The sequence below is a fragment of the Flavobacterium cutihirudinis genome (assembly GCF_003385895.1).
Taxonomy (GTDB): domain Bacteria; phylum Bacteroidota; class Bacteroidia; order Flavobacteriales; family Flavobacteriaceae; genus Flavobacterium; species Flavobacterium cutihirudinis.
Genome location: NZ_QRDQ01000008.1, coordinates 761,027 through 787,432, shown reverse-complemented (window position 1 = coordinate 787,432; position 26,406 = coordinate 761,027). Strand labels below are relative to the sequence as shown.

Annotated in this window: 24 protein-coding genes; 20 read left to right on the top strand and 4 right to left on the bottom strand. The window is 33.7% G+C overall.

Annotated elements, in window-relative coordinates; all coding sequences use genetic code 11:
* The first annotated feature begins 4 nt into the window (after window positions 1-4).
* The 12 genes from BD847_RS09135 to BD847_RS09080 all read left to right on the top strand — a co-directional run bounded on the left by BD847_RS09135 (window position 5) and on the right by BD847_RS09080 (window position 12,734).
* Window positions 5-1,243 carry an NADH-quinone oxidoreductase subunit D gene (locus BD847_RS09135; RefSeq protein WP_115887971.1) on the top strand — a complete coding sequence of 413 codons (1,239 nt, stop codon included), beginning with the start codon at window positions 5-7 and terminating at the stop codon, window positions 1,241-1,243.
* A 42-nt stretch (window positions 1,244-1,285) separates the two neighbouring features.
* A complete protein-coding gene (locus BD847_RS09130) occupies window positions 1,286-1,816 on the top strand; it encodes a complex I 24 kDa subunit family protein (RefSeq protein ID WP_115887970.1) in 531 nt (176 codons plus the stop codon).
* 1 nt (window position 1,817) lies between these two features.
* Entirely contained in the window at window positions 1,818-3,188 is a 1,371-nt protein-coding gene (gene nuoF / locus BD847_RS09125; protein ID WP_035646227.1) for an NADH-quinone oxidoreductase subunit NuoF, read from the top strand.
* A gap of 171 nt (window positions 3,189-3,359) precedes the next feature.
* Window positions 3,360-4,388, top strand: coding sequence for a 2Fe-2S iron-sulfur cluster-binding protein (locus tag BD847_RS09120; protein ID WP_115887969.1), 1,029 nt, complete (start codon window positions 3,360-3,362; stop codon window positions 4,386-4,388).
* Between the two features lie 3 nt (window positions 4,389-4,391).
* Window positions 4,392-5,444, top strand: coding sequence for an NADH-quinone oxidoreductase subunit NuoH (gene nuoH / locus BD847_RS09115; protein ID WP_115887968.1), 1,053 nt, complete (start codon window positions 4,392-4,394; stop codon window positions 5,442-5,444).
* A gap of 156 nt (window positions 5,445-5,600) precedes the next feature.
* A complete protein-coding gene (locus BD847_RS09110; protein WP_115887967.1) occupies window positions 5,601-6,146 on the top strand; it encodes a NuoI/complex I 23 kDa subunit family protein in 546 nt (181 codons plus the stop codon).
* A complete protein-coding gene (locus tag BD847_RS09105; RefSeq protein WP_115887966.1) occupies window positions 6,146-6,685 on the top strand; it encodes an NADH-quinone oxidoreductase subunit J family protein in 540 nt (179 codons plus the stop codon). Before BD847_RS09110 ends, BD847_RS09105 begins: the two co-directional genes overlap by 1 nt.
* A complete protein-coding gene (gene nuoK / locus BD847_RS09100; RefSeq protein ID WP_012023318.1) occupies window positions 6,685-7,005 on the top strand; it encodes an NADH-quinone oxidoreductase subunit NuoK in 321 nt (106 codons plus the stop codon). Before BD847_RS09105 ends, nuoK begins: the two co-directional genes overlap by 1 nt.
* A 6-nt stretch (window positions 7,006-7,011) precedes the next feature.
* The gene (gene nuoL, locus BD847_RS09095; RefSeq protein ID WP_115887965.1) at window positions 7,012-8,895 is read left to right on the top strand and encodes an NADH-quinone oxidoreductase subunit L; all 1,884 of its coding nucleotides are present in this window, start codon (window positions 7,012-7,014) and stop codon (window positions 8,893-8,895) included.
* A gap of 10 nt (window positions 8,896-8,905) precedes the next feature.
* On the top strand, window positions 8,906-10,348 hold the full coding sequence (locus tag BD847_RS09090) for a complex I subunit 4 family protein (protein ID WP_115887964.1): 1,443 nt from the start codon (window positions 8,906-8,908) through the stop codon (window positions 10,346-10,348).
* Window positions 10,349-10,404: 56 nt separating this feature from the next.
* Complete coding sequence (locus BD847_RS09085; protein WP_115887963.1) at window positions 10,405-11,796, top strand: NADH-quinone oxidoreductase subunit N; 1,392 nt, start codon at window positions 10,405-10,407, stop codon at window positions 11,794-11,796.
* A gap of 164 nt (window positions 11,797-11,960) precedes the next feature.
* A complete protein-coding gene (locus BD847_RS09080) occupies window positions 11,961-12,734 on the top strand; it encodes a Bax inhibitor-1/YccA family protein (RefSeq protein WP_115887962.1) in 774 nt (257 codons plus the stop codon).
* A 79-nt stretch (window positions 12,735-12,813) separates the two neighbouring features.
* Here BD847_RS09080 and amaB read toward each other — a convergent pair whose 3' ends face one another.
* Window positions 12,814-14,367 carry an L-piperidine-6-carboxylate dehydrogenase gene (gene amaB / locus BD847_RS09075; RefSeq protein ID WP_115887961.1) on the bottom strand — a complete coding sequence of 518 codons (1,554 nt, stop codon included), beginning with the start codon at window positions 14,365-14,367 and terminating at the stop codon, window positions 12,814-12,816.
* Between the two features lie 182 nt (window positions 14,368-14,549).
* Here amaB and BD847_RS09070 point away from each other — a divergent pair, with 182 nt between their 5' ends.
* Together BD847_RS09070 and BD847_RS09065 are read left to right on the top strand one after the other, a co-directional pair.
* On the top strand, window positions 14,550-15,506 hold the full coding sequence (locus BD847_RS09070; RefSeq protein ID WP_115887960.1) for an MBL fold metallo-hydrolase: 957 nt from the start codon (window positions 14,550-14,552) through the stop codon (window positions 15,504-15,506).
* Between the two features lie 51 nt (window positions 15,507-15,557).
* Window positions 15,558-15,848 carry a type II toxin-antitoxin system RelE/ParE family toxin gene (locus BD847_RS09065; protein ID WP_115887959.1) on the top strand — a complete coding sequence of 97 codons (291 nt, stop codon included), beginning with the start codon at window positions 15,558-15,560 and terminating at the stop codon, window positions 15,846-15,848.
* Window positions 15,849-15,850: 2 nt separating this feature from the next.
* On the opposite strand, the gene BD847_RS09060 is transcribed toward BD847_RS09065, so the two are convergent.
* The 3 genes from BD847_RS09060 to BD847_RS09050 all read right to left on the bottom strand — a co-directional run bounded on the left by BD847_RS09060 (window position 15,851) and on the right by BD847_RS09050 (window position 18,038).
* The gene (locus BD847_RS09060; protein WP_115887958.1) at window positions 15,851-16,162 is read right to left on the bottom strand and encodes a hypothetical protein; all 312 of its coding nucleotides are present in this window, start codon (window positions 16,160-16,162) and stop codon (window positions 15,851-15,853) included.
* A 135-nt stretch (window positions 16,163-16,297) separates the two neighbouring features.
* Window positions 16,298-16,837, bottom strand: a complete 540-nt coding sequence (locus tag BD847_RS09055; protein WP_115887957.1) for a 3-hydroxyanthranilate 3,4-dioxygenase — start codon at window positions 16,835-16,837, stop codon at window positions 16,298-16,300.
* Window positions 16,838-16,943: 106 nt separating this feature from the next.
* Entirely contained in the window at window positions 16,944-18,038 is a 1,095-nt protein-coding gene (locus tag BD847_RS09050) for an endonuclease/exonuclease/phosphatase family protein (RefSeq protein ID WP_115887956.1), read from the bottom strand.
* 212 nt (window positions 18,039-18,250) lie between these two features.
* Between BD847_RS09050 and BD847_RS09045 the strand changes: the two genes are divergently transcribed.
* The 6 genes from BD847_RS09045 to BD847_RS09015 all read left to right on the top strand — a co-directional run bounded on the left by BD847_RS09045 (window position 18,251) and on the right by BD847_RS09015 (window position 26,401).
* A complete protein-coding gene (locus BD847_RS09045) occupies window positions 18,251-19,150 on the top strand; it encodes a S66 peptidase family protein (protein ID WP_115887955.1) in 900 nt (299 codons plus the stop codon).
* A gap of 167 nt (window positions 19,151-19,317) precedes the next feature.
* Window positions 19,318-19,689: a YraN family protein gene (locus BD847_RS09040; protein ID WP_115887954.1), complete on the top strand. Its 372-nt coding sequence runs from the start codon at window positions 19,318-19,320 to the stop codon at window positions 19,687-19,689.
* A gap of 120 nt (window positions 19,690-19,809) precedes the next feature.
* Window positions 19,810-20,466, top strand: a complete 657-nt coding sequence (locus BD847_RS09035; RefSeq protein ID WP_042564741.1) for an aspartate kinase — start codon at window positions 19,810-19,812, stop codon at window positions 20,464-20,466.
* Between the two features lie 396 nt (window positions 20,467-20,862).
* Window positions 20,863-21,426 carry an RNA polymerase sigma factor gene (locus BD847_RS09030; protein WP_115887953.1) on the top strand — a complete coding sequence of 188 codons (564 nt, stop codon included), beginning with the start codon at window positions 20,863-20,865 and terminating at the stop codon, window positions 21,424-21,426.
* A gap of 379 nt (window positions 21,427-21,805) precedes the next feature.
* Window positions 21,806-22,993 (top strand): FecR family protein, encoded by a 1,188-nt coding sequence (locus BD847_RS09020; protein ID WP_115887951.1) that lies wholly within the window; start codon window positions 21,806-21,808, stop codon window positions 22,991-22,993.
* A 192-nt stretch (window positions 22,994-23,185) separates the two neighbouring features.
* Window positions 23,186-26,401, top strand: a complete 3,216-nt coding sequence (locus tag BD847_RS09015; protein ID WP_244201576.1) for a TonB-dependent receptor — start codon at window positions 23,186-23,188, stop codon at window positions 26,399-26,401.
* The last annotated feature ends 5 nt before the right edge of the window (window positions 26,402-26,406 follow it).

Sequence of the window (26,406 nt, the reverse complement as noted above, 5' to 3'; positions counted from 1 at the left end):
TAAAATGTCAGAACTATTATTACCACCAGAGCATCGTTATGCTAAAATAATTAAAGAGAGACACAATGAAGACGGAAGCGAGCTTTCGGTACTGAATTTAGGTCCTACCCACCCGGCTACTCACGGTATTTTTCAGAATATCCTTTTAATGGATGGTGAAAGAATTCTTGAAGCGGAACCAACTGTTGGTTACATTCACAGAGCTTTTGAAAAAATTGCTGAAAATCGCCCTTTTTACCAAATTACACCTCTTACTGACCGCATGAACTATTGTTCCTCTCCTATTAACAATATGGGATGGTGGATGACTTTAGAGAAACTGTTAGGTGTTGAAGTTCCTAAGCGAGCACAATATTTAAGAGTTATTGTAATGGAGTTGGCCCGTATTACAGACCACTTAATCTGTAACTCAATTCTGGGTGTTGATACTGGTGCGTATACTGGTTTCTTATACGTTTTTCAATTTAGAGAAAAAATCTACGAAATCTACGAAGAAATTTGTGGCGCTCGTTTGACTACAAATATGGGAAGAATTGGTGGTTTTGAAAGAGACTGGTCTCCGGAAGCTTTCAGAAAACTAGATATTTTCCTTGAAGAATTTCCAGTTGCCTGGAAAGAATTCGAAAACTTATTCGAAAGAAACAGAATTTTCCTTGACAGAACTGTAAACGTAGGTGCAATTTCAGCAGAAAAAGCAATGGCTTACGGATTTACAGGTCCAAACTTACGTGCTGCGGGAATCGATTACGACGTTCGTGTTGCACAACCTTATTCATCTTACGAAGATTTTGATTTTATTGTTCCTGTCGGAAAATCAGGTGATACATACGATCGTTTCTGTGTTCGTAATGCTGAAGTTTGGGAAAGTTTAAGCATTATTCGTCAGGCTTTGGATAAAATGCCAGCCGGAAACGAATACCATGCTGAAGTTCCTGATTACTACCTTCCTCCAAAAGAAGATGTTTATAATAATATGGAATCTTTAATCTATCACTTCAAAATCGTCATGGGAGAAGTTCCTGTTCCGGTTGCCGAAATTTACCACCCTGTTGAAGGAGGAAATGGAGAGATTGGATTCTATTTAGTTACAGACGGAAGTAGAACTCCATATAGATTACATTTCAGAAGACCTTGCTTTATTTATTACCAGGCATATCCAGAAATGATTAAAGGATCGTTGCTTTCTGATGCAATTGTTATTTTATCGTCCCTAAATGTAATTGCAGGAGAATTAGACGCGTAAAAAAATTGTGCCTTTGCGCCTTTGTGGCAAAACAAGAATAAAATGGAAAGAAAACATTACAAACAAGAAATAAATATGACTGAGGCATTGATCGCTCGTATCAATGAATTGATCAGTCATTATCCTGAGGGCAAACAAAAATCGGCTTTATTGCCTGTTTTACATGAGGTTCAGGATGCACACAACAACTGGTTAAGTATTGAACTGCAAGATAAAGTTGCCGAAATTCTTCAGATTAAACCAATTGAGGTTTATGAAGTGGTTACTTTTTACACCATGTTCAACCAAAAGCCAATTGGAAAATACATGTTTGAGTTTTGCCAGACATCTTGCTGTTGTTTGAGCGGTGCCGAAAATTTAATGGATTATACTTCTGAAAAATTAGGCATTAAAATGGGAGAAACAACTCCTGACGGAATGTTTACAATCGCTGGTGTAGAATGTTTAGGTGCTTGCGGATACGCTCCAATGATGCAGTTAGGTGATTTCTACAAAGAGAAATTGACAGAAGAAAAAATCGATCAGCTAATCGCTGATTGTAAAGAGGATAAAATAATATTACACGATAAATAAGATGTCACAAAAAATATTATTAGATAAAATCAATATTCCTGGAATTAAAACCTACGAAGTTTATCGTCAAAACGGCGGATACGCTTCTGTAGAAAAAGCTTTAAAAACACTTACACCAGATGAAGTTACTGAAGAAGTAAAAAAATCAGGTCTTCGTGGTCGTGGTGGCGCGGGTTTCCCTGCCGGAATGAAATGGAGTTTTATTGACAAAAAATCAGGAAAACCAAGACACTTAGTTTGTAACGCGGACGAATCTGAACCGGGAACTTTCAAAGATCGTTATTTGATGGAATTTATTCCTCACTTATTGATCGAGGGAATGATTACTTCTAGTTACGCTTTAGGTGCAAACCTTTCATATATCTACATTCGTGGAGAATATATGTGGGTTTTCAAAATTTTAGAAAGAGCAATCGCCGAGGCTAAAGCTGCAGGTTGGTTAGGAAAAAATATATTAGGTTCAGGTTACGATCTTGAACTTCATGTTCACTGTGGAGCTGGAGCTTATATCTGTGGAGAAGAAACTGCACTTATTGAGTCTTTAGAAGGTAAAAGAGGAAATCCTCGTATTAAACCACCTTTCCCAGCGGTTTCAGGACTTTGGGCAAATCCAACAGTGGTAAACAACGTTGAAACTATTGCAACGGTGCCTTGGATTGTAAACAATTCTGGTGATGATTATGCTAAAATTGGAATTGGACGCTCTACGGGAACTAAATTAATTTCTGCTTCTGGACACATCAAAAATCCTGGAGTTTATGAAATTGAGTTAGGTTTAAGCGTTGACGAATTCATGAATTCTGATGAATATTTAGGAGGAATGTCTTCAAGCCGTCCATTAAAAGCTTTTGTACCGGGAGGTTCTTCTGTGCCGATTTTACCAGCTGAATTGATTTTCAAAACAGCAAACGGAGAAGATCGTTTAATGACTTACGAATCTTTAAGTGATGGTGGTTTTGCTACCGGATCAATGTTAGGTTCTGGAGGATTTATTGTTTATAACGACACTGCTTGTGTTGTTAGAAACACTTGGAACTTTGCTCGTTTCTACCACCACGAATCTTGCGGACAATGTACACCTTGCCGTGAAGGAACAGGATGGTTAGAAAAAATATTATGGAGAATCGAAAACGGTCAAGGCCGTGAAGAAGATATCGAATTACTTTGGAGCATTCAGAGTAAAATTGAAGGAAACACAATTTGTCCTCTTGGTGACGCCGCTTCTTGGCCAGTAGCAGCAGCGATTCGTCACTTTAGAGATGAATTCGAATATCACGTTCGTTTCCCTGAAAAAATTAAAAATAGAGATCACTTTGTTGCTGAGCCTTTTTCACAAGTTAAACACTTAGTAGGCGGTAAAGTAATCGTATAAAAATAAAAAGCAGAAAGTTATAAAGTTCATAATGTTAAAAAGGACAGCAATTCTTTTCAATATTCCGACTTTCAACAAAAAAGTTTAAAATAGTTTAAAGTTTCAAGTTTTTTTAGTTTCAAGTGAAAACGTGAAACCTGAAACCTGAAACTAAAAAAACAAAATAAAGAGATGAAAGTAACCATAGACGGTCAAAGTATAGACGTAGAGCCAGGAACAACGATCCTGCAGGCTGCACGTATGATTGGTGGAGATTTGGTACCGCCAGCCATGTGCTATTACTCAAAATTAAAAGGCAGCGGTGGAAAATGTCGTTGTTGTTTAGTTGAAGTTTCAAAAGGTAGTGAAGCTGACCCAAGACCAATGCCAAAATTAATGGCATCTTGTGTAACAGGATGTATGGATGGTATGGAAGTAAACAGTAAATCTTCTGCCAGAGTTACCGAAGCGCGTAAATCTGTAACAGAGTTTTTATTGATTAACCACCCGTTAGACTGCCCTATTTGTGATCAGGCTGGCGAATGTGATCTTCAAAACTTAAGTTTTGAGCACGGAAACCCGAAATCACGTTTTATTGAAGAAAAAAGAACATTTGAACCAGAAGATATTGGTCCAAATATTCAACTACATATGAACCGTTGTATCTTATGTCAAAGATGCGTGCAAGTTGCAGATCAATTGACAGACAACAGAGTTCACGGAGTATTAGATCGTGGTGACCATGCTAATATTTCAACTGGAATTTCTAAAGCAATCGACAATGAGTTTTCTGGAAACATGATTGACGTTTGTCCGGTTGGAGCTTTAACTGACAAAACTTTCCGTTTTAAATCAAGAGTTTGGTTTAACAAACCGTATAACGCGCACAGAGAATGTACTACTCCAGGATGTTGTGGAAAAACAACAGTTTGGATGTTTGGTGGAGAAATTCAGCGTGTGACTGGTCGTAAAGATGAGTATCATGAAGTGGAAGAATTCATTTGTAATTCTTGCCGTTTTGATCACAAAAACGTTAATGACTGGGTTATTGAAGGTCCAAGAGAATTTGAAAAAGATTCTGTTATCAACCAAAATAACTATACTCAAAAATTAGAGAAAGTTGAAATCGACACTGAAAAGAATATTCTTTTAGGTAGAGATATTGACCGTAAAAAAATTAGTATGGCCGCAATTCCATTAACCACAAACGATAAAAAATAAGAAATGGAAAGTGCATTTATTATAGAAAAAAGTGTTGTTATTGTTGTCGTTTTTGCGGTAACCATGATTATGGCAATGTATTCTACCTGGGCGGAACGTAAAGTTGCTGCTTTCCTTCAGGATCGTGTTGGACCAAACCGTGCAGGTTGGGGAGGTTTATTGCAACCTCTGGCCGATGGTATGAAATTATTCTCGAAAGAAGAATTTTTCCCAAACACACCAAACAAATTTTTATTCGTTGTAGGTCCTGCAATTGCCATGAGTACAGCTTTAATGACAAGTGCTGTAATTCCTTGGGGAGACAAACTTCATCTTTTTGGAAGAGACATTTACCTTCAGGCAACTGATGTAAATATTGCTTTATTGTACATTTTTGGAGTTCTTTCTGTTGGAGTTTATGGTATCATGATTGGTGGATGGGCTTCTAACAATAAATTCTCATTAATGGGAGCTGTTCGTGCAGCTTCTCAAATGGTTTCTTATGAAATTGCAATGGGATTATCAATGATTGCTTTATTGATGATGACCGGAACAATGAGTTTAAAAGAAATTTCATTACAGCAGTCAGGGATGAACTGGAATGTTTTTTATCAGCCGGTATCATTTTTAATTTTCTTAATTTGTTCATTTGCAGAAACTAACAGAACACCTTTCGATTTAGCAGAATGTGAAAACGAATTAATTGGAGGTTACCATACAGAATATTCATCAATGAAAATGGGATTCTATTTGTTTGCTGAATATGCAAGTATGTTTATCTCTGCTACTATTATTTCTGTTTTATTCTTTGGAGGTTACAACTATCCGGGAATGCAATGGATGGTAGAAAATGTTGGAGTTAACACAGCAAATCTTTTAGGAATTGGAGTATTATTTGTAAAAATATGTTTCTTCATATTCTTCTATATGTGGGTACGTTGGACGATTCCAAGATTTAGATATGACCAATTAATGAACTTAGGCTGGAGAATTTTGATTCCGCTTTCGATTATTAATATTATGATTACGGGTGCTGTTATATTGAGACACGATATCATAGCAGCTTTAGGATTCTAAGAACCGTAATGCCCTAGCCCCGATAGAAGCGGCATCCTTTTGTGGTGGGGTTCACCACAAAAGATACAGCGGATAGCGGGATTAGCTTCAAATAAAAAACAAAATAGATTTGAATTTGATTAACCAAATTGTAAATCATAAACTATAATAGTAAAAATGTCAATAGAAACTATATCATTATCGGGTAGAAAAAAAGTGGTCTCTAATAAAGAGATGACTTTTATTGAGCGATTGTATCTTGTGGCGATTGTAAAAGGTTTGTTTATTACATTAAAACACCTTTTTAGAAAAAAAATTACGATTCATTATCCTGAGCAGGTTCGTGAAATGAGTCCGGTTTATCGTGGTCAGCACATGCTGAAACGTGATGAACAAGGCCGTGAAAACTGTACTGCCTGCGGATTATGTGCTTTATCATGCCCTGCAGAAGCAATCACAATGAAAGCTGCTGAACGTAAAGCAGATGAAAAACATTTATACAGAGAAGAGAAGTATGCTGAAATCTATGAGATTAATATGCTACGTTGTATTTTCTGTGGTTTGTGTGAAGAAGCTTGTCCAAAGGACGCTATCTACCTGACAACATCTAAGGTTTTAGTTCCTGCCAGCTATGAAAGAGAAGATTTCATTTTTGGAAAGGATAAATTGGTAATGCCTCTTGAAATGGCTATCAAAAATGCTCAACTTAATAACGCTAACTAATGATACATATTCCTGATTTTGCACACGCGACAACTGTACAAATTATATTTTGTTTCTTAGCGTTTATCACGGTAATGACTGCTTTTCTAACTATTTTTAGCAGAAACCCTATTCACTCAGCTATTTATCTAGTGATTTGTTTCTTCTCTATTGCCGGACATTACTTATTATTGAATTCACAATTTTTAGCTATTGTACATATCATAGTATATTCTGGAGCAATCATGATTTTGTTCCTGTTTACGATTATGTTAATGAACCTCAATGAACAAAAAGATGTTCATCGACCAAGGATTACACGTTTGGGGGCTATTGTTTCTTTCTGTTTGATTGTGATTGTTTTGATTGCAATTTTCATCAATTCAAAACCAATTGTTGGGGAATATGATTCAACAGGCGAAGATTTCCAGTCTATCAAAGTATTGGGTAAAATATTACTGAACGAATATATGGTACCGTTTGAATTTGCTTCAATCTTACTTTTGGTTGCGATGATTGGAACTGTATTATTGTCTAAAAAAGAAAAATTAAATAAATAATGGGTAATATATTAAATCAAATAGGTATTGAAAATTACATCTTTTTAAGTGTTGTACTTTTTTGTATTGGTGTTTTTGGTGTATTGTACAGACGAAATTCTATCATCGTTTTTATGTCGATTGAAATCATGCTGAATGCAGTAAACCTTTTATTTGTGGCTTTTTCAACTTACCATCAAGATGCACAAGGACAAGTTTTTGTATTCTTTTCGATGGCGGTTGCCGCTGCTGAAGTTGCAGTTGGACTAGCAATTTTAGTTTCTATTTTTAGAAACATTGGCTCAATTAGTATCGATAACTTAAAAAATTTAAAAGGATAAAAAGAAATGGATATTAATTTAGCTTTACTTTTAGTATTAACTCCTTTTTTAGGGTTCTTAATCAATGTTTTCTTTGGAAAAAGCTTAGGAAAAACAGTTGCCGGAGCAATCGGAACTGTTGCTGTAGCAATTTCTTTCATCGTTACGCTTGTTCTTTTCAATCAAATCACTTCAACTGGAAAAGCAATTGAAGTTACTTTATTTGATTGGATTCAAATAAGCAATCTTAAAATCAATCTTGGATTTTTATTAGATCAATTATCTGTTCTTTGGTTACTTTTTGTAACTGGAATTGGATCTTTGATTCACTTATACTCTATCAGTTACATGCACGATGATGAAAATATGCACAAGTTTTTTGCGTATTTAAATCTATTCGTATTCTTCATGATTACACTTGTAATTGGAAGCAACTTATTAGTTTTATTTATTGGATGGGAAGGTGTTGGACTTTGCTCTTATTTACTAATCGGATTTTGGCATAAAAACCAAGATTATAACGATGCAGCAAAAAAAGCTTTCATCATGAACAGAATTGGAGATTTAGGTCTTTTGATCGGAATGTTCATCATTGGTTCAATGTTCTCAACTCTAGATTATGCAACTTTAAAAACGGCAATTGCTGGAGCATCAAATTTAAATTTACCATTACTTTCTTTAGCTGCATTATGTTTATTCATTGGAGCTTGTGGTAAATCTGCTCAAATTCCTTTGTACACTTGGTTACCTGATGCGATGGCTGGACCAACTCCGGTTTCTGCATTGATTCACGCGGCTACGATGGTAACTGCGGGTATCTTTATGGTAACGAGATTGAATTTTGTTTTTGACCTTGCAACAGATGTACAAACTGTTATTGCCATTATTGGAGCGATCACTTCATTAGTTGCTGCTACAATTGGTTTAGTTCAAAATGACATCAAAAAAGTATTAGCTTACTCTACAGTTTCTCAATTAGGATTAATGTTTTTAGCATTAGGATTTGGAGCTTATGAAGTAGCTGTCTTCCACGTAATCACACACGCTTTCTTTAAAGCTTGTTTATTCTTAGGATCTGGATCTGTTATTCACGGATTACACGGAGAACAAGATATGCGTAAAATGGGTGGATTACGTAAGGCAATGCCAATCACTTTCTGGACCATGTTGATTTCTTCATTGGCTATTTCTGGAGTTCCGTTTTTCTCAGGTTTCTTTTCTAAAGATGAAATTTTATTGACTGCTTTCCACCACAGTATTCCATTATATGTTGTTGGATCTGTTGCTTCAATCATGACAGCTTTCTATATGTTTAGATTGATGTTCTTGACTTTCTTTAAAGAATTTAGAGGGACTGAAGAGCAAAAACATCATTTGCATGAAAGTGGTTCTTTAATTACTATTCCGCTTATCATTTTAGCTATTTTGGCAACTTTTGGCGGATTAATTAGTTTACCAGGAAACAGCTGGTTAAATGAATATCTAGCTCCTCTTTTCACAAAAGCAGCTGGCGAAGAACACCATTTAGGACCTACAGAATATACTTTAATGGGTGTTGCAGTTTTAGGTGGATTATTAGGAATTTTAATTGCTTATGTAAAATACTTTAAACAAGATAATGTTCCTGAAGCAGATGAAAATATTACAGGTCTAACAAAAGTTTTATATAACAAATATTATGTTGATGAAGCTTATGATGCAATATTTGTAAATTCTGTAAACGGATTGTCGAAATTCTTTAGAGATTACATCGAAACAGGAATATCTGCATTTGTTTTTGGATTAGGAAAAGCTGCAAATGAATTAGCATTTCAAGGAAAAAAATTACAAAGCGGAAGTATCGGATTGTATCTATTTGCTTTCGTATTAGGTCTTTGTGCCATTGTATCTTATATATTTTTAGCTCAATAATTTTATAACTATGAACGTTTCTCTTATATTAATTATTCTTTTAGTTGGTGCATTTGTCACTTATTTTGCTGGTGACAAACTCGCTTCAAAAGTAGCTTTGTTCTTTAGTTTGGCAGCTTTAGGCTGTTCGGTTGTATTGTTGAACCATTTTAATGCTGGTGAAAATATTAGCCTTATTAATGCATGGATTAATCAACCTAAAATTTCATTTGCTCTAAATGCAGATGGATTAGCACTTGCAATGCTTTTATTGACTACAGCTTTAACTCCAATTATTATATTCTCTTCTTTTGGAAATGAATATAAAAACTCGAAAGCTTTTTACGCTTTGATTTTATTTATGGCATTTGCAATGGCAGGAACTTTCCTTGCTGCAGATGGTCTTTTATATTATATTTTCTGGGAATTAGCTCTTATTCCTATTTACTTTATTGCTCTTATTTGGGGTAACGGAGATGCTGATGAAAGAAGAAAAGCAGTGGTTAAATTCTTTATTTATACACTTGCAGGTTCTTTATTCATGTTAACTGCCTTTATCTATTTATCTCAAAAAGCAAACGGAAGTTTCTTAATTGAGGATTTATATAAATTAAACTTATCTGCTTGTGAGCAATTCTGGATTTTCTTAGCTTTCTTCTTGGCTTATGCTATTAAAATTCCAATTATTCCTTTCCACACATGGCAAGCAAATGTGTACCAAAAAGCACCAACTGTTGGAACTATGCTTTTATCTGGTATCATGTTAAAAATGGGATTGTATAGTGTTATACGTTGGCAATTGCCAATTGCACCACTTGCCGCAAAAGAATACATGAATATTTTTATTGCTTTAGGAATTGCTGGTGTAATCTACGGTTCAATTGTAGCATTAAGACAAAAAGATTTAAAGAAATTATTAGCTTATTCTTCTCTTGCTCACGTTGGATTAATTGCTGCAGGAACTTATACTTTAACTATTGATGGTTTTAGAGGTGCTGTATTACAAATGATTGCTCACGGTTTTGTTGTTGTTGGATTATTTTATGCTGCTGAAATTATCTTCAGAAGATTTGAAACTAGAAATATTTCAGAATTAGGCGGAATCCGTACGCAATCTCCAAAATTCACTTCAATGTTTTTAATTTTGGTTTTGGCTTCTGTTGCTTTACCAACTACATTTAACTTTATTGGAGAATTTACAGTTCTATATAGTCTTTCTCAAATTAATATTTGGTTTGCCATTTTAGGCGGGACGACTATTATTTTAGGAGCTTACTATATGCTTAAAATGTTTCAAAATGTAATGTTGGGCGAAACAAATTCTAAAACTTTTGCAGATGTTTCTGTGAATGAAGGAATTTCTATGGTAGCAATTATTGCTGTTTTGATTTTCTTTGGATTCTATCCAAAACCAATTACAGATTTGATTACACCAAGTTTAGAAACGATTTTAAACGTTATCAATAAAAATTAATATTTTAAATAAAATAAATTAGGGCGTTTTAGATTTCCTAAATCAAAAAAACAAAAATGAATACATTAATAGCTATAACAGGATTGGGTATTTTTTGCCTATTGTTTGAAATTCTAAATTTTAGAAAAGGCATCGTTCCATTTACCATTTTAGGTTTATTGGGTGTTTTGGCACTTAACTATTATGAATTTGGATCAACAGCAAGTTATTACAATAACATGATTACAGTAAGCAAATTCTCTACTGCTTTTTCATCTTTATTTATTATTTTGACCATTTTCCTTGTAGCGTTAAGCCATAATTTTTACGAAAATCACCAAACAAAAATCTCAGATTATGTTGCTATAAAAATATTCCTTTTAGCTGGTGCTGTTGCGATGGTATCTTTTGGAAATTTGGCAATGTTTTTCCTTGGAATAGAAATTTTATCAATTGCATTATATGTACTTGCAGCGAGCGATCGTTTGAACATAAAAAGTAATGAAGCGGGTATGAAATATTTCTTAATGGGATCTTTTGCATCTGGAATTATCTTGTTCGGAATATGCTTAATTTACGGAGCAATGGGAACTTTTGATGTTACCGAAATTTACGAAAGCTCTTTATCTGCTGAATTGCCAATCTGGTTTCCAATCGGAATGGTTTTAATGACGATTGGTATGCTTTTCAAAATTGCAGCTGTACCATTTCACTTCTGGGCTCCTGATGTTTACGAAGGTTCGCCGGCTTTGACAACTGCATTAATGAGTACTTTGGCAAAAGTTGTGGCAATGGCAACACTGTATAAATTAGTTGCTGGCTTAAACTTAATTCCATCATTGGAAAATCAGGATCTTTTAGGAACATTTGAAAATATTATCGTTATTATTTCAATTGCTTCTATGACAGTTGGAAACATAATGGCTCTTCGTCAGGCAAATGTAAAACGTATGTTAGCATTTTCAGGAATCTCTCATGCAGGTTTCATGTTAATGACATTTTTAACTATTGCTACATCAGCTGGCGTTTTACTTTATTATGCTGCTGCATATGCATTGGCCGGTATCGCTGCATTTAGTGTTATCTTATATGTTTGCAAAAATCAGGATAACGAAGACATTACAAACTTCCACGGTTTAGGAAAAACAAATCCGCTATTGGCTGCGATTTTGACTGGATCTTTATTATCAATGGCCGGAATTCCAATTTTTTCAGGATTCTTTGCAAAACTATTTTTATTCAACCAAACTATTCAGTCAGGTTATTTAGCTTTGGTTATTGTTGCGGTTATCAACTCAATAATAAGTGTTGGTTATTATTTCAAACTAATTTTAGCAATGTACTCTAAAGAGCCAAATGAAGTGCGTACAGGAAAACCATTCCTAATTTATGCGGTAGCTGTTGTTTCAATTACCTTAAATATTGTCTTAGGTTTATTTCCTTCTTTGGTTTTAGATTTATTGAACTAAAAAAAAATCATCCAAAATATATAAAGTCCATCAAGAATTTTTTGATGGACTTTTTTATTTATTGCTGCGTTTAAGCAAGAAAAAATCATGTTAAAAATTTAAGCCAAACCGCCACACTTAAAAAAAACTCCATATATTTGAGTTCATTTAAATGTATTTAAACTATGGCTTTCAATTCAAAAAATCCATTTTTAAGCAGCAAACGTTTTTCATCAAATGCTGTTTCAAGAGCTGAAGAAGTGCACGAAGCACAAATTATTGATTACAATCAAGAAATGACGGTTTCTGGTACAATTAATAAAACAGCTATTTTATTTTTAATTCTGTGTGGAGCAGCCATGGTAACCTGGTGGATGGCTTTTAATGGTCTAAACATTATGCTACCTGCAATTGGTGGAGCGATTGTCGGATTAGTTTTGGTATTAATATCAGCTTTCAAACCACAATATTCTCCTTATTTAGCACCTGGTTATGCATTATTTGAAGGATTATTTATTGGCGGAATATCTGCAATATTTGAAGCTATGTATCCTGGTATTGTAATAAATGCTGTTGCAGCAACATTAGTAACCTTTTTAATTTGCTTAGGTTTATATAAATTCGGAATCGTAAAAGTTACTGAAACATTCAAATCAGTAGTAGTTGCTGCCACATTAGCAATTGCAACTTATTATCTGATTTCATGGGTTGTTTCTTTATTTACTAGCTGGACACCAGTTCACTACGGCAATTCAATGATGAGTATTGGAATTAGTGTTTTTGTAATTATTGTTGCCGCTTTAAATTTATTTTTAGATTTCGATCAAATCGAAAAAGGAGCGCAGCAAAAAATGCCAAAATATATGGAATGGTTTGGAGCAATGGGATTAATGATAACCTTAGTATGGTTATATGTTGAATTCTTACGATTATTATCAAAATTATCAAGCAAAGACTAATTAAGCTTCGCTAAAATTTATAACTAAAAAAGGCTTCAATTATGAAGCCTTTTTTAATATAACTGATTGAACAAATAAATTATAAATCAAATTTAATACCCTGTGCCAAAGGAAGATTCGTAGTATAATTAATTGTATTCGTTTGACGTCTCATGTAAATTTTCCATGCATCAGAACCTGATTCGCGACCACCTCCGGTTTCTTTTTCACCACCAAAAGCACCACCGATTTCTGCACCAGAAGTTCCGATATTCACGTTTGCAATTCCACAGTCAGAACCCGTAACAGATAAAAATCTTTCGGCTTCACGCAGATTATTTGTCATAATTGCAGAAGATAATCCTTGTGCAACACCATTTTGAATTTCAATTGCATTATCAACCTCACCAGAATATTTAATCAAGTACAAAACTGGGGCAAATGTTTCGTGCTGCACAATTGCAAATGAATTTTCAGCCTCTGCAATCGCAGGTTTTACATAACAGCCACTTTCGTAGCCTTCACCAGAAAGCACACCGCCTTCAACCAGAATTTTTCCGCCTTCGGCAACCACTCTGTTTAAAGCTACTGCGTACTGTTCAACTGCGTGCGTATCGATAAGCGGTCCAACATGATTATTTTCGTCAAGCGGATTTCCGATTCTTAATTGTTTGTAAGCTGCAACTAAGGCATCTTTCACTTTATCATAAATACTTTCGTGAATGATCAATCTTCTGGTTGATGTACAACGCTGTCCTGCTGTTCCCACTGCGCCAAAAACTGCTCCAATAACAGTCATTTTTATGTCAGCATCTGGAGTTACAATAATAGCGTTGTTTCCTCCTAATTCTAATAATGATTTTCCTAATCTTGCAGCAACTGCTTGTGCTACAATTTTTCCCATTCTTGTAGAACCAGTTGCAGAAACTAATGGAATACGAGTATCTTTTGTCAACAATTCCCCAATTTGGTAATCGCCATTTACTAAGCACGAAATTCCTTCAGGCAAGTTATTTTCTTTAATAACCTGAGCGATTATATTTTGACATGCAATTCCGCAAAGAGGAGTTTTCTCAGATGGTTTCCACACACAGACATCTCCAGAAATCCACGCCAAAGCCGTGTTCCATGACCAAACAGCAACCGGAAAATTAAATGCCGAAATAATTCCGACAATTCCTAGCGGATGATATTGCTCATACATACGGTGTCCCGGTCTTTCAGAATGCATTGTCAATCCGTGCAACTGACGTGATAAACCTACTGCAAAATCACATATATCAATCATCTCCTGAACTTCTCCATAACCTTCCTGCAAAGATTTTCCCATTTCATAAGAAACCAGTTTTCCTAAAGCTTCTTTGTTTTGACGCAATTTCTCTCCAAACTGACGTACTATTTCACCACGCTGCGGCGCAGGAATAAGCCTAAAAGTTTTAAAAGCTTCTGTTGCTGAACGCATTACTTTCTCATAATCTTCTAAAGTAGAAGTTTTTACCGACGCAATCAGTTTTCCGTCTACGGGAGAAAAACTATCTAAAATTTCACCTGATGAAAAATTCTCCACTCCTGTCGAAGTTCCGTCATTAACAAGTTTGATTCCAAGTTTTTCCAGCGCTTCGTTCATGCCAAATTGTGATGCTATTGTTGTCATTGTAACTTTTTTAGTTAAAATTGTTATATTGTTACGTAAAGATATTCTTTTAGAATTAATTTCAAATTGAAGAGTACTCAGAAAGAAGAGTAAATTTAAGATTAATAAATAGTATTAACAGAAATGAAGTCTTATTTATTGGATTTATTTAGTGAAATTTGCAGTATTCAATACTTACAATTATGTCTATTTTCAGCAGATTTTTGCTTTGCTTACTCTTAATTTCAGCAAATGTATTTTCCCAAAAAGAGAAATCATCCTTTCAGGTAGTTCCACTCGGAATAAAGGGCGGCATCGACGAAAAAAATCTTTCAGCTTATTTATTGGCTCCAGCCAATACAAAAGATTTTATTTGTCTGGATGCAGGAACTGTAAATGCAGGTATTGAAAAAGCAATTGAAAATAAGGCCTTTAAAGTTTCAACGAGTGAAGTTTTGAGAAAATATATAAAAGGATATTTGATTTCGCATGCACATTTAGACCATGTTTCAGGGTTAATTATAAACTCTCCAGCCGATTCTTCAAAAACCGTTTATGCTACAGAAAAATGTATGGAAATGATGGAAAATCATTATTTCAACGATCAAACCTGGGCGAATTTTGGAGATAAAGGAATAGGTTTTCCATTAAAAAAGTATCATTTTCAAACCTTAAACTTAGGTGAAGAAACACCGATTTCAAATACAAAAATGACGGTTAAAGCTTTTCCTTTGAGTCATGTCAATCCGTTTGAAAGTACCGCATTTTTAATAAAAAATGAAGATTCTTACGTTTTATATTTAGGTGATACTGGTCCGGATTCTGTGGAAAAAAGTGATAAACTAAAAGCTTTATGGACTGTGGTTGCTCCACTAATTCAAAATAAACAATTAAAAGGGATTTTTATTGAAGTTTCTTTCCCTAATGAACAACCTGACAAATTTTTATTCGGGCATTTAACTCCAAATCACTTAATAACCGAACTTCACATTTTAGAAGAATTGGCTGGAAAAGGTTCTTTGAAAGGTTTTAATATTATCGTTACGCATTTGAAACCGCCTGCTAAAAATATTGCAAAACTTAAAGAGCAAATTAAAAATCAGAACGATTTAGGTTTGAAGATTATTTATCCTGAACAAGGGAAAAGGTTTGAGTTATAAAAACTATTTTGTAAGTTATTTTTTATATTTTAGCTGAATAAATTTTATTCAATGAGAATTATTTGGTCCAAAAGAGCAAATTATACTTTCTATAATATTCAAAACTATTTAGAATATTTTTGGTCTTCATTAATAGCTCAAAAATTCATCAAAGATGTTTTACAAGTTTTGAGCTTATTAGAAGTAAATCCAATGCTTGGAAAATACAACACAAACTTGAAATGTAGAGAAATTGTTATTTCAAGACATATCACTTTATACTATCAAACAGAGAAAGACTATATAGAATTAATCTCTTTTTATAACAATCGTCAAAAACCAATAAATAGAATCGATTTGTAATTTTATATAAGGTTTTTACTTTTTAATTCAGCCAACATTTCTTCATGCGTTATAAAATCTCCATTTTTTAAATCAAGTTTTCCTTGCTCAATATCAGCCTTTAGATCTAACATAAAATTTTCTTCTGGTGAAAGTATTTTGGCAATAGACAGTACTTCATCCGGAGTAAATGAATGTGTTTTCAATTTTCTATAAAAGGTTGGACTCGAAATACCAATTTTTTCAATAATATAATTTCTCTTATAAGTTGATTTATCTATTAAACTCTCAATATTTTCAACTATATTTTTGTATGCGATAATTTCCTGTATCATTTTTGTTACTTTTTAATAACGTTTATGATACAAATATATATCAAAAATGATACAAAATTCTCTCTTTTAACATAAAAAACAAACCCGATAGGTTTAAAAACCTGCCGGGTTTGATATTTACATTCAATAAATAATTTATTTTTTAGCTGTAAATCTAGGATCAGTTTCCATTACAGTTCCGCATTTATCACAAGTTCTTAATTCTTCTGAATTGTAAAAATGTTCGAAATGAGGAAGAAAGTCTTTCTCTATATTATGAAGTTCAAAATACACTTCGTAAAGTTTATGATTGCAATTATCGCAATGCCAAAGAAGCCCGTCAGTATAACCTTTTCCAGCACGTTTGCGCTCAATAACCAATCCTATTGAACCTTCGGAACGAACAGGAGAATGCGGAATTTTAGCAGGATGCAAATACATATCTCCGGCATTTAATTCCATTTCTTTGCGCTCGCCATCTTCCTGAATAACAACTTTTATACTTCCTTCTAATTGATAAAAAAGCTCTTCGGTTTCGTTATAATGATAATCTTTTCGTGCATTTGGTCCAGCAACAATCATTACGATGTAATCGCCTGAATCAACATATAGATTTTTATTTCCAACTGGTGGTTTTAGTAAGTGTCGGTTATCTTCAATCCATTTTGTTAGATTGAATGGTTTTGCTATAGCCATTTTTTTCAGAATTTATGAAAAGCTAAGGTAGTGAATTTGTAGAGACGCACCGCAGTACGTCTTATTGGTTTTGATCATGGCAACGTAGACGCACTGCGGTGCGTCTCTACAATTTTTCTCGAATCAAATAAATATAAACTGGAAAATGATCACTAAAACCAGCTTCTGACAGCGAATTTCGTAACGGATATCCTTTGTACTTTCCTGAAGTCTGAATCAAATACGGCTTGTTAAAAATACCTGCTTTCCAAAATTCATAACTTGAAAAATCAGGTTTTATAAAAGTCCTTGTCAATATAATTTGGTCAAAAATATCCCAGGAATCTCTAAAGGCCAAAGTGCCCATTCCCTTTTCTGCCATTTCTTCGAATGGATTATAAACACCAAATTCAGAAACTTCGCTTTTTTTTGCTTTTGCACCTAATCCAATTTTTATACTCTTATTAAAAGGTCCGTCGTTTAAATCACCCATTGTTATAACTTTTGCCAATGGGTTTATTTGTTGTAATGAATCAATAATTTTTCTATTTAATTTTCCAGCTACTTCACGATACGGACTACTTGCTTTTTCTCCTCCGGATCTCGAAGGCCAATGATTTATAATAATATGAATTTCTTCATTTTCTAAAAATCCACTCACCAAAAGCTGATCTCTTGTAAAAACCCGATTTTTATCAATTTTAACTTCAACATCTCCTAAATCTTCATTATTATTTTCCTGAATAACGGATTTGTTTTTATAGATCAATAATGGAATGTTTGAAAAAGAAGTTGGCCTGAAGTATTTTTTTTGATACAAAAGCGCCACATCAATACCACGCTGATCTGGGGAATCAAAATGAATAATTCCGTAATCGTAACCTGCTATTTTTTCCTGTGTAATCAAATCTTCAAGAACTCCACGATTTTCAACTTCGGAACAACCAATTAAAGTCGGCGCATTTGAATTTTCTGGAGTTCCAATTTCTGAAATAACTCTAGAAAGATTTTTCAGTTTCTGATTATATTTTTCTCTTGTCCAGTGCTGCGCTCCCACAGGAGTCCATTCATCGTCATTTTTGTTGGGATCATTTATCGTATCAAAAAGATTCTCAAAATTGTAAAAAGTGATTGTATGGATACTGTACTTCTTGGATTGGGAACTTACAATAGAAATTGTAAAAAAAGCGATCAAACAAAAATGAAATTTAATAATTTGCATAACTTTAAAAAATTAAATGACCAATTTAAATAAATTGTAAGAAATTTCAATTATTTTTATTAATCTGAATACTTAAATTTGTTCCGGACTAATATTAAACAGCAAAAGAAACCATGAACAACCTCCTTACTATCAAGAAACGTTTTACTTTTTGTAAAATAGCATTTCTTACTTTTGCTTTACAAACATTAAACTGTCAATCTCAACAAATCATGATAACACCGCCTTACTTACAAAAAGGAGATACCGTAGCCCTTTTGGCAACAGCCAGAAAAAACACCGACGACAATTTAAAACCAACTATAGATTTGTTACACAGTTGGGGTCTTGAAGCAGTTATAGGAAGTACAATTGGTCTAGATTATCATCAATTGGCAGGAACTGATGAACAACGCGCATCAGATTTTCAAAAACAATTAGATAACCCAAACATTAAAGCAATTTGGTGTGTACGTGGCGGATACGGAACTGTTCGAATGTTGGACTTATTAGATTTTACAAAGTTCAAGCAACATCCTAAATGGGTTATTGGTTTTAGCGATGTTACTGTTTTGCATAATCATCTAAATACAATGGGTTACAAATCAATTCATGGTATTATGCCGGTAACGGTTCCGCGTGCGACTCCGGCGGCAGTAAGTTCAATGAAAGCGAGTTTATTTGGCGAACCTGTTTCCTACTCTATTGGTCCTGATAAAATGAATCGTTTTGGTAAAGCAACCGGCGAATTAGTTGGTGGAAATTTATCCATATTGTACAGTTTATTAGGTTCTCCATCTGCAATTGACTGTAAAGACAAAATTTTATTTATTGAAGATTTAGATGAATATCTGTATCATATTGATCGTATGATGATGAATTTAAGACGTAATGGTTGCATCGAAAATCTGAGAGGAATTATCATTGGCGGAATGACAAAAATGAAAGATAATGAAGTGCCTTGGGGCAAAAATGCATTAGAAATCATTGATGATGTTACTAAAAAATACAATATTCCGGTTATTTTTAATTTCCCTGCAGGACACGTTCAAGACAATCGTGCTTTAATTATGGGAAATACAATTTCTATTGATGTGAATGCATCTGGAAGCACCGTTACTTTTCAGAAGTAAATACACGACATCTTCCCTTCCTTGAATTGAGGAAATAAATACCACATAAAAATCTCGCAAAGACGCGAAGTCGCAAAGCATAAATTAAACTTTGCGACTTCGCGTCTTTGCGTGCAAAAAACCTGATCCCGAACCTTCGGGAGAAACCTTAAACCTAAAACAAAACTATGGCAGAACATAACGAACTCGGAAAACTTGGAGAAGAACTTGCCGTAGCATTTCTTCAAGAAAATGGTTATGAAATTTTAAACCAAAACTGGGTTTTTCAAAAAGCCGAAATAGACATTATTGCACAAAAAGATTCCATTTTAGCCATCGTTGAAGTTAAGACAAGATCGAGTTTAGATTTTGGTTCTCCGCAGGATTTTGTGAAGCAAAAAAAAATTCAGCTGCTCATAAAAGCAGTAAATGCCTACATAAACGATAGGGAAAAGGATTTTAATGAAGATTTAAATATCCGTTTTGACATAATTGCAATCCATAAAACCGAGAAAACATTTGCAATTGAGCATCTTACCGACGCATTTTATCATTTTTAACACATTTTTTTAATGTTATAATTGTAACATTTTGTTTTTTTATTTATATTTGCAGAGATTTATAACATCAAATTAACTAAACCAACCCAATTAAGTTACAAAAAAAAAAGAAAAAAAATTATGAAAACCGTTTCTTCAATCGTCGAAAATTACATCAAAACAAAACCATTTTTATTGAATGCATTATCGCTCGGGATTATCAACCTAACTTCTTTGTCTCGGAACATTATGACCGAACTTGAAAGCGAATTTGGTAAAGAGGTAAAACAAGGTGCTGTTGTAATGTCTCTTAAAAGACTGACTGAAGAATTAGATTTCAAATTAAACCATAAAATCAATAAAGTAATCAAAAATATTGGTGAGATTACTGTTCGTTCTGAATTGACGGATTACACATTCGCTGCCTCAGAAACAGTTTTAAACAAACAAGCCGATTTGATTTCTGATATTAATGTTTTATCTGATATTTTTTATACCTCATCTCGTGGCGTAAACGAAACCAATATTGTAGTAAGCAGCAGTGTAAATCACTTGGTTGAAAAACACTTTATGAGAGAAAAATTAATCCAGAAATTAGATAATTTAGCTTCTATTACTGTAAAACTTCCGAAAGAAAACATTGTAGTTCCGGGAATTTATTATTTCATTTTCCAACGTTTGGCTTGGGAAGGAATTATTATAAACGAGGTAATTTCGACTTCAAATGAATTTACAATTTTAGTTGGAGAAGATCAGGTTGACGTTGCTTTTAAAGTAATTAAAGACCTTAAAAACTAATCTGCAGAGTTTAATTTTTAGATCTTATTAATATTCAATTTTCTAAAATCCTTTTGTCTTTTAATTCTAAAGATAAAAGGATTTTTATATTTTCCTCAACTAAATAAATTTAGAACTTTGCCTCTATCAATAAGAATATTCTCAAAAATACAATTTCACAATAGTTAATTTTTAAAATTTCAGCCAAAAAGTTATCAACTTGATAAAAAGCAATTTACCCCTGAATTTACTGAGATTTACGCGGTATTAAATTTGAAAAAACAGAATTAAGTGTAATTTTTGACTTTTATATGCGAATAATATTTTTATATATTTGCTAACCACTCAATACATTAGAGTAGCGATTTTGATAGTATCGTAATATAATTAGATTTAAAATACAAACTAATTAATTTAATGTTGGAAGCCAAAGATCATAGCGACAAACTATTGGTAAACGAACTCAAAAATGGCAGCGAAAAAGCATTTCGTTCGCTTTTTGATTTGTATTATCAAGATATCTATGGTTATAGCATTAGTCTTTTAAAATCGAAAGAAGCTGCCGAAGAAAATGTTCAGGATGTTTTTATGAAAGTATGGCAGCATCGGGAAAACTTAAATCTGGAACAGTCGTTTAAAGCCTATGTTTTTACCATTGCCCGAAATCAGGCTTTCAACACGCTGAATAAAGCAGCAAACGACAAAGTTTTGAAAGAAGCTGTTTTTTATGAAAGTCAAAAATCTCATGAATATGGGGATTATTCGATTCGCGAAGAAGATTGCAAAAAACTTCGCAAACAAGCTATAAAACAATTACCGCCCAAACGAAAGCAAATTTTTAAAATGGCACGAAAGAAAGGCATGAGTTACGAAGAAATAAGTCAGGAACTCGGCATCTCTATAAATACAGTCAGGAACCAAATGAGCAAAGCGCTGGAATCAATGCGAGTCTTTTTTCAAGTTCATGATGAGATTATCTAAACCAAAAAACCATAAACCATCAAAATCACCTTTTTCGGGTGATTTTTTTTTGTTCTTAACAGCAAATTTAGCACTTACACCAATCTTTTCATTTCGACGAAGGAGAAATCCTCGCGAGAAGCTCGGCAAAGATTGGATTCTCGTTGCGGAGTTACTTGCGAGGATTTCTCCTTCGTCGAAATGACAAAAACTGCGGTTTTTGAAAAAAAATAAAAACTTATAAAAAATATTTTCGCTAAAAAACCTCAACAAAATCAATACTTCTCGTGTTTTTTCATTTTGTAAAAATTTAAAAATTTAAAAATTTACAACGTTTGAGTAGTACTCAACTTTAGTTCAGCTGTATTATATCAGAACCCCGACTTAAAAACAATTCGAAATGAATTCAAATTCTGAAATAAAAAGTCTTTTACAAAAGTTTGTTTTAAATCAATGCACGCCCGAAGAAACAAACGAGGTTATTGCTTATTATAAAAAAAATCAGCTTACTGATGATTTTCCAACGGTAGAAGATATCCAGCAATTATTGTCGGAAATGCCGAAAATGGATAAACAAACTGCTGATGCCATTTTCATGAATATCTTATCTACTTCAAAAGAAGAAGGAAAAGAAGAATCAGTGATTGAAATGCCAGCAAGAAAATCAAATTTTAGAAAATACATTTCGATTGCGGCTTCTATAGTTGTTCTATTAGGAATTGGCTTTTTCTACAAGCAAAGTCTTTCTACTAAATCGGCAGAAAAACAATTCGACTTTAAGAGCACTGATATTGTACTGCAGTTAGAAAATGGTGACATTCAGGTAATTTCCGAAAAAAATTCATCGATCGTCAAAGATGCAAAAGGAAATATTGTTGGAAATCAAACGGGAGACAAATTAGTTTACGAAAACAATTCTGATCCTGAAAAATTGGTTTACAATACCATCAAAATTCCGTACGGAAAAAAATTCCGACTTCAATTATCTGACGGAACATTTGTTCACTTAAATTCAGGAACCACTTTAAAATATCCTATAAAATTTATTGCCGGCGAAAACAGACAAGTGTTTCTTGATGGAGAAGCTTTTTTTGATGTTGCGAAAGACAAGAAACATCCGTTTATCGTAAATGCAGACAACTTGAATGTTCGTGTTTTAGGAACACATTTCAACGTTTCAAATTATCCCGAAGATACTGTAACCGATGTTGTTTTAGTTGAAGGTTCAGTTGGAATGTACAGTTCAAATGAAGAATTTGACGCACTCAAAAACACCATTTTGAAACCCGGATTTAAAGGAAGCTTCAATAAAGAAAACACCAAAATTTCGACTAAAGCTGTACTAACAGATATCTATACTTCGTGGATAAATGGCGGCTTGACTTTTAGAAATATGACTTTCAAAAACATTATCACAAAGCTTGAAAGACGCTACAATGTTACAATTGTAAACAAAAATGAAAAATTAGCCAACGAAAAATTCAATGCCAGCTTTAAGGAAGAATCTATTGAAAATGTAATGAGTTACTTTAACGAGATTCATGGCATTAATTACACCATAAAAAACAATCAAATACTAATTAAATAACCACTAAAACCAATGAAAATCTATGAGAAACTAAGAATGCAGGAATAAAAAAAATCGGAAAGAGCTGCGAACAATTTCCGATTTACTAAGTGATTGAATATAACGAATTAACTACAATCAATTAACAAAATTATGAAAAAAAAATCAAAGAATACTGGGTTTTTATACCGAGTGTTCCAAAATGACCTAAAATTGAAACTAACTACACTACTTATTTTGGTCGCCATGTTCAATATCAGAGCAAGTACTTATGCCCAAAAGACAAAAGTAACGCTGGAATTAAACAATTCAACAATCGAAAAGGTTATTGAGACCATAGAACAAAAAACAGATTTCAGGTTTATTTATAAACTGAATGATATCGATCTAGACCGAACAGTTTCAATTTCTGTAAAAGATCAATCTATTTATGTTGTTCTGGATAAGCTTTTTAAAGGAACTCCAACCGAATTTAAAATTCGTGATACTCAGATTATCCTCAAAAAACCAGAACTCAAAACGGCAGTGATTCAATTTCAAAAGCAAACAGTTTCCGGCATCATTACTGATGAAAACGGCCTGCCTTTACCTGGAGCTTCTGTTTTTGAAGAAGGAACTAAAAATGGCATGGTAACCGATTTTGACGGAAAATATAAACTTACAGTCGAAAGTAATCAATCTGTAATTATTGTATCTTTTGTTGGATACAAAGAAAAAAAGGTTGTTGCAAGTCAAAGCATTATAAATATTCAACTTTTACCTGACTCTACTGATCTACAGGAAATTGTAGTAGTTGGTTATGGAACTACTGCTAAAAAAGATGTGACAGGCGCTGTGTCGTCTATAACTGCAAAAGACATGAATCAGGGTGCAATTGTAAATCCGCTGCAATTGATTTCAGGAAAAGCAGCAGGTGTAAATATTAACCAAATTGGTAGCGAACCAGGATCTGGACCAAGCGTGCGTATTCGTGGAGTAAGTTCTTTAATTGGTGGAAGCGACCCTTTAGTTGTAGTAGATGGAATTCAGGGAAATTTAGATTTATTAAATTCTATTCCTCCAACAGAAATTGCATCAATCGATATTCTAAAAGATGCTTCGGCAACTGCTATTTATGGATCTAGAGGAGCACCTGGAGTTATCATTGTAACAACTAAAACGAACAAAGCGGGAAAAACGACTTTTGAATATGTAGGTTCTTCTGCTATCGATTTTATTCCAAAAAAATTGGACTTCCTAAATGCTGACGAGTGGTGGACTGCGGCGCAAAGCGTTGGCGTTCCGGCTTCTGCGAATCATGGTGCAAACACAGATTGGTACGGAATTTTAACACAAACAGGATTTACACAAACGCATACACTTTCGTTTGGTGGAGGTAGTGATAAATTCAGTTATCATGGCTCTGTGAGTGCTATTTTACAAGATGGTGTTGTAATTAACTCTAGTAATAAAAAATATATTGCAAGATTACAAGCGACTCAAAAAGCATTAGATAATAAATTGACTTTGAATTATACTTTGACTAACGGAATTAGTAATACAGCCACTAGTATCCAAAGTATTGGTAGAGTTAATCAGGTTTCAAACTTAATTTCTCAAGCTTATCAAATGCGTCCTACTGATCCAGTTTTTCAGGCAGATGGAGTAACGTATTATACAGATCCTAATTTATTTCAATATTTTAATCCTTATGCTGGTCAACAAGAAATTACTAACGACGGAAAATATGATAATTTATTTGGAAGCCTTAAAGCTGATTTAGATATCGTTGATGGTTTGCAGGCAGGTTGGTTTGGAAGCTGGAGAAAAGCAAATAATTCAATTGGTTTCTACGATCCGGCAAAATCAACGGATGCAAACGCAATAAACCAAAAAGGTTTTGGAAATATTACTAATACTCGCCAAGAAGAAAAATTAATGGATATTAGTTTGAATTACAAAAAAACATTTGGAATTCACTCAATCAATGCCTTGGCTTTGTATGAATGGCAGTACCAAAGCAAGCAAGAAAATTTCTCTCAAGCAAGAGGTTTTATTAATGATTTAGCAACTTATAACAACCTTCAACTAGGAGATATTAGTAAAGCGTTACCCGGAGATATTAGATCTTCTAAAGAAGATAGAACTCTAGTTTCTTTTTTAGGAAGAGTAAATTACTCTTTACTAGATCGTTATTTGGTTACAGCAAGTATCAGACGTGATGGATCTTCTGTATTTGGAGCAAACAACAAATGGGGAGATTTCCCATCTGCTTCGGTGGCTTGGCAAATTGCAAAAGAATCGTTTATGACGAATCAATCTGTAGTTAATGATTTGAAATTACGTGTAGGTTATGGTGTTACTGGTAATCAGCAAGGTTTACTGCCTCAAGGATCAATTTCTTTAGTAGGTCCTGCAGGAACTACTTATTTTGGAGGTTCTCAAATTTCAAATTTCAAAATTACTCAAAATGCTAATCCTGATTTGAAATGGGAAACCAAAAAACAAACTAATATTGGTCTTGATTTTGGCTTAATTGATAATAGATTGAGAGGTACAGTTGACTTATATACCGCAACAACTGACAATTTATTATTCAATTATACCGTTTCTCTGCCACCTTACCAATACGATAAAATTCAAGCCAATATTGGTAGTCTAAAAAATGAAGGTATCGAGTTTGCATTAGCATATGATGTAATTAGCAACGAAAACACAACTTTGACTTTGGCCGGAAATGTGTCTTTTATGCGTAATGAGGTACTTAAATTAAACGGACAGATTAATGGTGTACCATTGCAAACAAACTATATAGACTGGGGTGCGCCAAATTCTTACTTAATAGAAGGACAACCAATTGGTACATTTAACATTTTGCAACACGACGGAAAAAACGCTGCTAACGCTGAAACAGTTGTAGATCAAAATGGTGACGGAAAATACGATCAAGACAGTACGAGTGCAGATCGTGTAATGCAAGGTTCTGCTCTGCCAACTTATACTTTTGCTTTCAATCCAACTTTGAGATATAAAAAGTTTGACGCCTCATTCTTATTAAGAGGATCTGGAGGAAATAAAATTTATAATACAGTCAATCAACGTTCAAGCTATATGGAGAACATTGGAAAAAGCAATGTTTTGCAAAGCGCTGTTGACTTAGGTATTTTCACCTCTCAATATTCTTCAAATTTATGGCTTGAAGATGGTTCTTTTGTTCGTTTAGAAAACGTTACGGCAGGATATAATTTTGGTTTTAAAGATCGATTTATAGAGTCAATTAGACTTTCTCTTACTGGAAACAACCTATTCCTTATCACTAAGTATTCAGGTATTGACCCTGAAATTAACTTAAGTGGCAGTGGTTCTGCAGATGCATATTTTGGCGGAGATAAAGGAATTTATCCTCGTACCAGAAGTATCTCGTTTGGTGTAAATGTTAAATTTAAATAGTAAAA

Bases quoted from the DNA above. Each gene is read 5' to 3' on its own strand.
- BD847_RS09135 (WP_115887971.1), top strand. From the start codon at position 5: ATGTCAGAACTATTATTACCACCAGAGCATCGTTATGCTAAAATAATT.
- BD847_RS09130 (WP_115887970.1), top strand. From the start codon at position 1,286: ATGGAAAGAAAACATTACAAACAAGAAATAAATATGACTGAGGCATTG.
- nuoF (WP_035646227.1), top strand. From the start codon at position 1,818: ATGTCACAAAAAATATTATTAGATAAAATCAATATTCCTGGAATTAAA.
- BD847_RS09120 (WP_115887969.1), top strand. From the start codon at position 3,360: ATGAAAGTAACCATAGACGGTCAAAGTATAGACGTAGAGCCAGGAACA.
- nuoH (WP_115887968.1), top strand. From the start codon at position 4,392: ATGGAAAGTGCATTTATTATAGAAAAAAGTGTTGTTATTGTTGTCGTT.
- BD847_RS09110 (WP_115887967.1), top strand. From the start codon at position 5,601: ATGTCAATAGAAACTATATCATTATCGGGTAGAAAAAAAGTGGTCTCT.
- BD847_RS09105 (WP_115887966.1), top strand. From the start codon at position 6,146: ATGATACATATTCCTGATTTTGCACACGCGACAACTGTACAAATTATA.
- nuoK (WP_012023318.1), top strand. From the start codon at position 6,685: ATGGGTAATATATTAAATCAAATAGGTATTGAAAATTACATCTTTTTA.
- nuoL (WP_115887965.1), top strand. From the start codon at position 7,012: ATGGATATTAATTTAGCTTTACTTTTAGTATTAACTCCTTTTTTAGGG.
- BD847_RS09090 (WP_115887964.1), top strand. From the start codon at position 8,906: ATGAACGTTTCTCTTATATTAATTATTCTTTTAGTTGGTGCATTTGTC.
- BD847_RS09085 (WP_115887963.1), top strand. From the start codon at position 10,405: ATGAATACATTAATAGCTATAACAGGATTGGGTATTTTTTGCCTATTG.
- BD847_RS09080 (WP_115887962.1), top strand. From the start codon at position 11,961: ATGGCTTTCAATTCAAAAAATCCATTTTTAAGCAGCAAACGTTTTTCA.
- amaB (WP_115887961.1), bottom strand. From the start codon at position 14,367: ATGACAACAATAGCATCACAATTTGGCATGAACGAAGCGCTGGAAAAA.
- BD847_RS09070 (WP_115887960.1), top strand. From the start codon at position 14,550: ATGTCTATTTTCAGCAGATTTTTGCTTTGCTTACTCTTAATTTCAGCA.
- BD847_RS09065 (WP_115887959.1), top strand. From the start codon at position 15,558: ATGAGAATTATTTGGTCCAAAAGAGCAAATTATACTTTCTATAATATT.
- BD847_RS09060 (WP_115887958.1), bottom strand. From the start codon at position 16,162: ATGATACAGGAAATTATCGCATACAAAAATATAGTTGAAAATATTGAG.
- BD847_RS09055 (WP_115887957.1), bottom strand. From the start codon at position 16,837: ATGGCTATAGCAAAACCATTCAATCTAACAAAATGGATTGAAGATAAC.
- BD847_RS09050 (WP_115887956.1), bottom strand. From the start codon at position 18,038: ATGCAAATTATTAAATTTCATTTTTGTTTGATCGCTTTTTTTACAATT.
- BD847_RS09045 (WP_115887955.1), top strand. From the start codon at position 18,251: ATGATAACACCGCCTTACTTACAAAAAGGAGATACCGTAGCCCTTTTG.
- BD847_RS09040 (WP_115887954.1), top strand. From the start codon at position 19,318: ATGGCAGAACATAACGAACTCGGAAAACTTGGAGAAGAACTTGCCGTA.
- BD847_RS09035 (WP_042564741.1), top strand. From the start codon at position 19,810: ATGAAAACCGTTTCTTCAATCGTCGAAAATTACATCAAAACAAAACCA.
- BD847_RS09030 (WP_115887953.1), top strand. From the start codon at position 20,863: ATGTTGGAAGCCAAAGATCATAGCGACAAACTATTGGTAAACGAACTC.
- BD847_RS09020 (WP_115887951.1), top strand. From the start codon at position 21,806: ATGAATTCAAATTCTGAAATAAAAAGTCTTTTACAAAAGTTTGTTTTA.